The organism is Pseudomonas sp. C2B4, assembly GCF_013359695.1.
In the GTDB taxonomy this organism is placed as follows: Bacteria; Pseudomonadota; Gammaproteobacteria; order Pseudomonadales; family Pseudomonadaceae; genus Aquipseudomonas.
This window is the reverse complement of sequence record NZ_JABFMU010000027.1, coordinates 71,263-80,300: the sequence shown is the minus strand read 5'-3', so window position 1 is coordinate 80,300 and position 9,038 is coordinate 71,263. Positions and strand designations below refer to the sequence as shown.

At 51.3% G+C, this 9,038-nt stretch carries 6 protein-coding genes and 2 pseudogenes; 4 read left to right on the top strand and 4 right to left on the bottom strand.

Annotation, left to right across the window (positions count from 1 at the left end; genetic code table 11):
• Positions 1 to 220, bottom strand: a pseudogene (locus HNQ83_RS17895) (long-chain fatty acid--CoA ligase); the annotation flags it as partial.
• Between the two features lie 316 nt (positions 221 to 536).
• Here HNQ83_RS17895 and HNQ83_RS17890 point away from each other — a divergent pair.
• Positions 537 to 1,553 carry a DUF1254 domain-containing protein gene (locus tag HNQ83_RS17890; protein WP_175390159.1) on the top strand — a complete coding sequence of 339 codons (1,017 nt, stop codon included), beginning with the start codon at positions 537 to 539 and terminating at the stop codon, positions 1,551 to 1,553.
• Between the two features lie 247 nt (positions 1,554 to 1,800).
• Here HNQ83_RS17890 and HNQ83_RS17885 read toward each other — a convergent pair whose 3' ends face one another.
• Positions 1,801 to 2,112, bottom strand: coding sequence for a hypothetical protein (locus HNQ83_RS17885; protein WP_175390158.1), 312 nt, complete (start codon positions 2,110 to 2,112; stop codon positions 1,801 to 1,803).
• A gap of 412 nt (positions 2,113 to 2,524) precedes the next feature.
• On the opposite strand from HNQ83_RS17885, the pseudogene HNQ83_RS31670 reads away from it, so the two are divergent.
• Positions 2,525 to 3,051, top strand: a pseudogene (locus tag HNQ83_RS31670) (site-specific integrase); the annotation flags it as partial.
• 396 nt (positions 3,052 to 3,447) lie between these two features.
• On the opposite strand, the gene HNQ83_RS17875 reads toward HNQ83_RS31670, so the two are convergent.
• Positions 3,448 to 4,032, bottom strand: a complete 585-nt coding sequence (locus HNQ83_RS17875) for a hypothetical protein (RefSeq protein ID WP_175390156.1) — start codon at positions 4,030 to 4,032, stop codon at positions 3,448 to 3,450.
• 455 nt (positions 4,033 to 4,487) lie between these two features.
• On the opposite strand from HNQ83_RS17875, the gene HNQ83_RS17870 reads away from it, so the two are divergent.
• On the top strand, positions 4,488 to 5,357 hold the full coding sequence (locus HNQ83_RS17870; protein WP_175390155.1) for a hypothetical protein: 870 nt from the start codon (positions 4,488 to 4,490) through the stop codon (positions 5,355 to 5,357).
• Between the two features lie 166 nt (positions 5,358 to 5,523).
• Positions 5,524 to 7,131: a P-loop NTPase fold protein gene (locus tag HNQ83_RS17865; protein WP_175390154.1), complete on the top strand. Its 1,608-nt coding sequence runs from the start codon at positions 5,524 to 5,526 to the stop codon at positions 7,129 to 7,131.
• A gap of 1,020 nt (positions 7,132 to 8,151) precedes the next feature.
• Here HNQ83_RS17865 and HNQ83_RS17860 read toward each other — a convergent pair.
• Positions 8,152 to 8,934 (bottom strand): SDR family NAD(P)-dependent oxidoreductase, encoded by a 783-nt coding sequence (locus tag HNQ83_RS17860; protein WP_175390153.1) that lies wholly within the window; start codon positions 8,932 to 8,934, stop codon positions 8,152 to 8,154.
• Positions 8,935 to 9,038: the final 104 nt, after the last annotated feature.

Genomic DNA, 9,038 nt, shown 5'->3' with positions numbered 1-9,038 from the left:
AGGCATGCAGCAACGATAGGTTGTCGTTTTCCAGAATGCACAGCGCCGTGTCGCCGCGCTGCAAATGCAGGCGTGAACGCAGGGCGTTGGCAATGTGATTGGTCAGGCGATGCAATTCATCAAAGCGAAAGCGCCTGTTTCGCTCGACGTTCACCAACGCTTCCTGACTGGCATAACGTTGCGCTACCTGAGCCATGACCCGGGCAAAATTCATCTTCATTGCGGTCTCCGTTTGTTGTTTTGGCAGTTGGAATTCGCATTAGGAAGCGGGGCAGGGTACGGCGCGCCCCCCATCGGGAGAGGGGGGCTGCTCGCGGAGGCCGGTGCTAGGGTGTAAGGGGTAGGCACAAGCCACCATGAAAAATGCAGGAGCGGCACTATGAGTTCGATGCGAAGAATGGGGCAGAGGGGTGGAACACCCGGTTGTCTTTGGTCATTCCTTTATCGAATTGAAAGCAATCGCTTGTGCATTTGGGCGCGCACCTGCGCCAGGCTTTTGTGCAGGTGATTGCAAGTAAAATACGGAGCGTCAAACAGTGAAGAAAATACGGTTTGGGATAGTGCTGGCCCTCACTTGCTCAACCGGCGTTTGCCTGGCCGAGAACTCGGTACCGGTGACAGTGGACAATTTCGTGCGCGCGGAAACCGATCGCTACTTCAATAATTCAGTGTCCAGCGGTGGGTTTGGCGGTTGGCATCATGTGCGCGAACTCCTGCCAATCGACCATCAGTCGGTGATCCGGGGCAATCGGGATACGTTGTACTCGACCCGCGTTTTCGATCTGGATGCGGGCCCCGTCACCATTACCTTGCCGGACGCGGGATCACGCTTCATGTCGCTACAGATCATCAGCGAGGATCACTACACAACCACCGAATATGGCGCAGGGGCGCATAGCCTCGACAAAGACAAAATAGGTAGTCGTTACGTGCTTGCCGGCGTACGCACGCTGGTGGATCCCAACGACCCGGGTGATCTCGAGCGGGTCCATGGGCTGCAGGACGCTATAAAGGTTTCTCAACCGGGTGGTCCCGGCAAGTTCGAGATCCCGAATTGGGATAGGCAGAGTCAGGAAAAGCTTCGCAATGCGCTTCTGGTTCTCGCCAGTACCGTTTCCGATACCCGGCGCGCTTTTGGCACGAAAGAGCAGGTCGACCCCGTTCAGTACCTGATCGGTGCTGCTTCGGCCTGGGGTGCGAATGCTCCCGGGGATGCGATTTATCTTAACGTCGTTCCGCCAAAGAATGACGGTGCAGCCCTCTATACGCTGAAGGTGAATGATGTGCCTGTCGACGGGTTTTGGTCGATCAGCGTTTACAACGAACACGGTTACTACGAGAAAAATCCGTTTAATGCCTACACAATAAACAACGTCACGGCCAAGAAGGGGGCGGACGGTGCGGTGACGGTTCGTTTTGGTGGCTGTGATGGCAAAGCACCGAATTGCCTGCCGATCACAAAAGGCTGGAACTACATGGTGCGACTCTATCGCCCACGCACTCCAATCCTTGAAGGTGAGTGGCAATTCCCGCAAGCACAGTTGGCAGAGTGACTATCCGCAGGCTGTGCGCCATCCTTGGGGCTGGAAGGGCAAATCATTGGCGGTCGTATGTTCAGCGTCGATTCTTGTGGGCGGTATATTGCAAGAAGGTTGCCGAGACAGTGATGCAACGCAAGTTATATTCCAACTCAACTAAATTGTTGTTTAGTCGAGTTATATATTTTTCTTATTAATGGAAGAGGGTAACTCAGTCTGAACGCTACCTGATAGATATCGCTCAAGGTGACAACGTCAGTAGCTACTTATAATTAAATAACATCAATGGGGCACTTTCCAAATCGGATGCTTCAAAACGCGCGCAATTACCTGAAAGCTGCTGAGGTTCTGGACGCGCACAACCTGCCGCCACGTTGCCCAAGTCAATGCGTTGATTGGCATGGAAATCCTGCTCAAGAGCTTTATTGCCGTGCCGGACCAGCATCACGGTAAATGGGGCGAGACTAATAAACTCGATACCGTAGCGTTGACTGCGGCTCATCGGGATCTGCAAAGTACTGACAGAACCACTCGTAAATCCCCAGATAAGCGCGATCTGTTGACGTTGTTCCATGCGGTTGTCTGACTGATTCGTAGCGGCTTGGCTCTGAACAGCCAGGAAGATTCATTCGAGAGATATCGCGACGTGTTCACCAACAGCCAGTATCCGTATGAGTCGAGCAGCTGGAAATTTTCCGATCCGATACTGATGAGGTTGCTGCGGTGGACGCAGGCCAACATAATTGGTTTTTTACAAGGAGCAAGGTTCTCAGGATCCGTTCGTTGTGGATTACATCGCAGAGGTGCAGGTACGATCTGCACCAGAGTGATCGAGGGCTGCGCCTGGCTTCAAATCTGCCCACCAGACGCTCCCACGTCCGTACATATCATTACGCATAATGTATATTATGTTAAATCATGTGTCAGAGCGGAACTTTCCTTTCAGCTTCCCACCACGAGTACCCGCCCGAATCGAAGCGGCACCTTTTCCGCAGATCGATCCGCGTACCTGTGACCAGTACCTGCGGTTGCTGAAGCAGTACCTGTCTTGGAGCGCCACCCGTTACATTCCGCGCGCCCGTCAGACCAACCTGGCTAACATCGAGTTTAAGAGCCATATCATCAATGTTCGTCCCGACCGCACTCGTTACCGCAGCCTGACACATACGCAACTCCAGATCATTCGCACATTGATTGTCCCGGGCGCTGCGGTGAATCCGTTTCCGGAACGACTGCAGTTGCGCAATTGGCTAATGATTGAATTGCTGCTGGAGAATGGGTATCCGCCGTGGAGAGCATCTGAAGCTCTACACCACCGATATCAATCAGGGTTCTCAGCATGCCTATGTCAACATCAATGATCGCGAACATGACTCAAGCGCCCCCCGTGCTGAAGAGCCAGCTCTGAAAACGGACGGATAGTAGGTATCTCTGCGCAGTTGTATGAGGTCTATGAGTGCAATATTTCCAAAGCGAACGGCGCCCTCTGCGTGACGGCAAACCGATGAAAATGCCCAGCGTGCCTCGACAGCCTGGGGTCGGTTTGACAGTTAAGGAGGTTCGCCGTGACCAAATCAACTGATCAAGAGCACGCGTCACCCTCCTCCTCCTTTCCGGTCTACGTGTTCGAGGGGGCCGGCTCATTTAGGCAAAAGCGATTTCAACTCCTCGACAAGGTAGGCGCACGGCCTAATCACCTGGCAGTCCAACGGTGTGTTCTTGGCGTCGGGTGTCACTAGAGAGAGCCGCCCCCTACCCGATCGTCTACCCAAATATTGAACACCCGTGGTGGATTTCAGTGTCAGCCTGGGTCGATTTTCAATGGGGCCACCACAGTAGTCGGAACGTCGGATATGGCCACCTAATCGAGCCCATAACTCGGCGAGAGCACCGTGGGTCCGCTTATTGGCTAGGGGCGTAAGAATGACTGAAATCTGATGTAGTTCCGAGCCAAGGTTGGTAAGTGGTGTAGGTAGGCCAGATAAAGCTTCAAGACCCTGGGAGCAGGAATACTACGTTCCTCACCGCTTTGCAGTTGCACGCTCAGCCGCAGTCCACAGATCAAGCGTATCTGCGACGTATATCGTGTCCAGAAACCGCTGTCGATGATCGGCTCAAGCGTGTCTTCAGGGTCGAACTTGAAGGTAAGCCCTTGACCCGGTTGAATCGTTTGTCCTGAAGCGTCCGAGCCTTTGGCATCCCAATGCAACCGGTAGACGGGAGCGCACCACTGGATTTTGTTGAGGTGGAGGATTCTGTTTTGACGATTTCCGATATTGAAAACGATCTCCGGGGGATGGATCATATTTAGTCTCAGGTCGCCCCTCCATTGAAACCCGAGTTGCAAATAAGGCTGCGCGGGCTGCGGAGCCGTTATCTCTCGATATTCGGCGATGTGCCTTTTGAGTTTGTTGATAGCACGCCCGGCAGTGGCAACCGTTACGATCGACACCCCAAACGAAGCCGCGATCTTGATCAAAGCGCCCCAATCCATTCCCAGCCTCCGCTAACATTATCAGATTCAGACATTATCCCAGCGATGTAGGTGGGGCAATGATCACCAACGCGATCGGCGGGAAGCGGAAGCAATGATGCACGCGAAGGATTTGTAAGCGGGTAGCCAACACAGTTTGTGTTGCGCTTATAGATCGCCATAGATTGAATCTGGCGTGATGGCACAAGACACTTGAGAATTTGGGAGTAAAGAGGCGAATGAGCGGAAAAAAAACGGGTGGGAAGTGCAACTGGCTGATCTGGTCGCCCGGTATGGACGCTCCCTGAAGCAAGTACCGGCTGCAGTCTAAGTCGAACTGACCACGCTTCACGTCCTCCAACGAGGTCAAGTTCAGGCAGAGGCAATCATGGCTCTTCAAGTGTTCGAGGCGATCTACGCACGTCCCCTCGACCATCAACCTTCGTGCTGATTTCCAAGAGCGAGTAACCGGTATCATGCGGGACTGGATTCAACGCAAATACAACGAAACATCCGCGTCTAACCTCTTTTATGTTTTTTCCGTGACGATTTTCTTGCTGGGAATGGTGCTTTCACGCGTGCTCGGTGCCGTTGCGATGGACATTGCTGTAGTAATTGGTTCGGTCGGAGTTATAGGAGGTTTCATTTCGTGGTGTATGCCAGCGGTTCAATGGGTCAGCGCTGCATGGGAAAGTACGCTGGGGAAAACCGCTGTGGCCCTTCTTCATTTTGTAGTCCTTCTGGTCGCCACGGTGATGGCGCGGTCGCTTGTTTCCGAGTCGTTAGGTTTACCGCCACAAAGCTTTGACGTAACAGTCGGTTTTCTCATCGTCGCCTTCTATATCCCGGCATTGATGACTGTTGCGTCCATAGCGCTCCTTTTCTTTGCGATCGTGATGAGCATAGTGGGATTTATTCAGATGATGACGCTTAATTCGCTACAGATGCTCACCCCCGTACTGGAAATGGTGGGCCTAAAAAATAAGATTCCCAGACCCTCCTCGACTGCAATGCTCCATTCGTTTGGTTCGTTGATGATGGTGGTTGTACTGGTGAGTGGAAGCTCATACATGTCGGGCCAGCATCGTTCGTGGGTACATACGGTAGTGAAAGTGGTAGCAGTTCTAAGCGATTTTCAACTGGCAGTTAATTATCCGGGAGGTGAAGACGACGTGCGAATTCATCCTTTAGAGAACGGATTGGTAGCCTTTGCCAAAGTTGAAGATGACCGTAGCATTACTATTCACATTCGAAAGCAGGGAGACGAAATCGGGTCGCATCAGATCGGTACCTCAATTCCTTCCATCAAACAGATGACTAGCCCTTTGATTGAGAGCCTACGTTGAGCAACGTCTTGGTGATGGAGAACAGCACGCCCCGAAGGACTGGCATCATCGCTGAAGTAACTCCTGCCGCATGCCATCTGAATGTATTAGGCCCACCATCAGGGCCTGAACGCCTGCTTTTAAATGACTATAGAACTGAAAATCCACTGCTTGCAAAGGAGTAGGCATGAACACTTCACCCTTAGAAGTATCGAAAGCATTGAGCGAAGCACTATCAGGTTCCGAACACAAGGTGATAGCACTTTCAGGGAAATGGGGGGCAGGCAAAACCTTTCTATGGCGCAGCATTAAAAATGACTATGTTGACTCCCTAAATATCACAGCGTTTGGCGCGAAAAATATAGACGACATCAAACGAAAACTTTTGCAGGAATGCATGAGAAATGGCAGTCGCGGCAAAATCAATTTTCACGAGACCTTAGCATCCGCACTTGGCGAAATTTCGAAGAAATTCATTGGATTGAACGTCAGCGAAGCGGCGCTCATTGCCTTGCCTAAACTTGTAAAAAATAAAATCATAGTTATTGATGATATAGAACGAAAAAATACAAGCCTTGAAATTGACTCAATTCTTGGCTTTATCAATGAATACACGGAGCAATATGGCTGTAGATTCTTGCTTATTTTGAATACAGACAAAATACAGGACAAGAAAATATGGTACGACCTTCATGAAAAGGTTGTAGACAAGGAGGTCGTCTTCAATCCGTCTCCTGAGGATTGCTTCAATACCGCAGCTACAGGCTTTGATGCTCCATTCATGAAGGCAGCGAAGGATTTTTTCTGCCAACAAAAAATACAAAACATTCGAATTATCAGAAAAACGCTGACTGCCATTAGCCAGATTTTTTCCAAGCAATCTGATTTGCCTGAAAAGGCCTATGAGCTTTATGTCCCGACACTGGCATTTATAGGGGTCTGTCATTTCCGTGGCTTTAGTCACGAAATAACACTCGACTATATCGCCAACCAAACCTTCAGCGCAGAAAATAAAAATCAAGGCGACAACAAAGAATGGAATACCATAATCAACAAACTCGCCGTACGTAGAGACAAATTAACCGAGGCGACTCTCGACTTCTTCAAGTTCGGTCTGGTAGCGCATGAAGATATTAAAACTGTCCTTGAGCCTCTAAAGGCAAATATAAAAAGGATAGATTTTCGCACTGATTTCGAAAGCTTTATGATGGATATAGATTGGGATCCCGATCTGCCTGACGGGGCGGTATTAGAATACATTGAAAATCTTAAATCAAACGTTTACGAACTTGAGCCTGACCAGCTTTCAAAAATCTATGCAGTGCTTTGTCAGCACACGCTTTCTGATGCAGCTGAGCAGCTAGTATCGGCCTGGTTAAAATCCGCGGATGAAGATCCGAAAGTCTATAGCCGGCTGGAATACTTTAGAGCCGAAGGAGCACCTAAGCGCTTACAGGAATTTAAGGCAGCTTTACCGCCACCGCCAGAAAAAGTCGCGACCCTGCTAGAAGTTATCGAAAACGTACTATCCAGCGACGACCTGACACAAAAAATGGTAAACATTCTATCTAGCGCGAGTCAATCCGATTACGAGCAGCTATTGCGATCATTATCAAAAAAGAATTTAAAGAACGTGGTAGAGCTTCACTTTCGTCTAGGTAGTAAAAAGGATGAATCACATTGGCTCTTAGCAGTAGCTAGCTTTATAGCAGCATGCAAGAGTATATCCCAGAACAGTCCTGACTCGAGGCTCGGGAAGATCTTGCATAGAGAACTTCACTCCCGCAACATCTAACAGTCATGCCCTCTTCAAACGCGGAGCTTAGCTATTCGAATTCGTCACTCCGCGCCTCAGCCGCGACCCACGAGGCCATCTGGATTAAATCCCTGGAGGCCTCATGTTCACTATCAGTTCATGTAACAGCCCAATCAGCGTACCTGCATAGCACGTACCTGTGCCGGGATATTCAGGTCCGACTGAGACATCAGGTCGGCGAGGCTGTCATGCGGTGGTTTTTGCCTTCGCAGGCTTAATCATAAGCGCGTCAACACTGGCCTATACCACTCTAGGTGATTAGTCCCAGAGAGTCGTGGTGCATCCTTAACGCCTCAGGAGGAGGATGCATTTTGGAAGGACGTATCCATGGCTCAGCCCGCACGATGCCGCGAATCCGAGCCGAGCTCCAAGCGTCGAAATAGTCAAATCGAAAGCTCGCCGCCCGCTACCAACTGAACGTGAAAACCGTCATCAAATGGCGATCATGAGCCACTACTCGGGATGCTCGGATGGGGCTTGGCACGCCATGTAGTGCCAAGCTGAAAGCCTCTGAAGAGGCGATGGTGGTCGAGTTCCGGCAACGCGCGATGATGCCGTTGGACGACATGCTGGGTCACCTCCATGGTAATTCACCTACGTTGCGTTTTTCGACTACGCGACCAGGCGCAATGGCGGGGGGTTTCTACGTCAGAGAGTGCAGTCGTTACCGTACAAAATCCACACCGTCCTGACTGACGACGGCGTGGCGGTCGCTGAGCAGTCACGGTATCGCAACGGTGCGACCAATAGCTTCGGTGGACACATTTTTGATCGCGTCTGCCACGAGCCGGGCCGGTAATGGCGCCTATGAACATCAATCGATGAACAGCCGCATTTATTTCGAGAGCATTGATTCGGCAATTTCAGGTCCATGAGCTGCTTATGAACACATGACATCGCCCACTTAAATGTCACTGAGGTTGCCGGAACAACCGGGTCCGTGGGATAGACAGGAACATGCCAGCACCAAACACGTCGTCACACCCACTCATCAGCAAATCAAAGTATCGAGCGAATGGTCCCACCTTCAATACGCATGGCCATGCCGTTGAGTGCCGGCGATGCCGCAAGGTGCAGGACGCTGCAGGCCACCTCTTCGGGCTCGATCATGCGTCTGATCAGGGAGGTCGGTTCGGTTTCGTCAAAGTAATCGTTTACCACCTGTTGCGCCGAGATGCCCTTCTCTTGCGCGATTTCCCGGTGATAGCGCTTGACTGCCTCGGTATAGGTAGGCCCGGGCAGTATCGAATTGACGCGCACCGCAGTGCCCTTGGTCAACTCCGCCAGTGCCCTGGAAATACCCAGCAGGCAGGTTTTCATCGCACCGTAGTGAACCATCCACGGTTGCGGCTTGACGGCGGATTCACTGCTGATAAACACGATCGACCCTTGTCCGCGATCGAGCATGTCCTTCATCACAAGGCGAGTCATGCGTACACCGCTCATGACATTGACGTTGAAGTAATGAAACCACTGGGCATCGTCTGTTTCGAAAAAGTCCCTGACCTCGAATATCCCGACATTATTGATCAGGAAGTCGATCGGGCCGGACTCTTTGGCCATGTTGACCAGGCGCTCCGCCGCCCCGTCCTGCGTCAGATCGGCAACCAGGCCCTTGCTGGCCTCGCCCAGTTCTTCCACCGCCGCATTCACTTCGTCCGCCGAGAGCCCGCTAATGACAACGCTTGCACCTTCGAGGATGAAGCGCTGGGCAATGGCCTTGCCAATACCGGTCGCCCCGCCTGTGATGAGTGCGGTTTTGCCCGTCAGTTGATAATCCATGAAAGCTGCCTTGTTTGTTGTTATGTGCCAAATCTTGCCCCAGGCTCGGGCTGAAGTCTTTCAAGGGTTGCAGAAGACTGCTTTAACAAAACGCTGAAAATGAA

Coding starts and splice junctions, on each gene's coding strand:
- HNQ83_RS17885 (WP_175390158.1), bottom strand. CDS start 2,112: ATGGAACAACGTCAACAGATCGCGCTTATCTGGGGATTTACGAGTGGT.
- HNQ83_RS17875 (WP_175390156.1), bottom strand. CDS start 4,032: ATGGATTGGGGCGCTTTGATCAAGATCGCGGCTTCGTTTGGGGTGTCG.
- HNQ83_RS17870 (WP_175390155.1), top strand. CDS start 4,488: ATGCGGGACTGGATTCAACGCAAATACAACGAAACATCCGCGTCTAAC.
- HNQ83_RS17865 (WP_175390154.1), top strand. CDS start 5,524: ATGAACACTTCACCCTTAGAAGTATCGAAAGCATTGAGCGAAGCACTA.
- HNQ83_RS17860 (WP_175390153.1), bottom strand. CDS start 8,934: ATGGATTATCAACTGACGGGCAAAACCGCACTCATCACAGGCGGGGCG.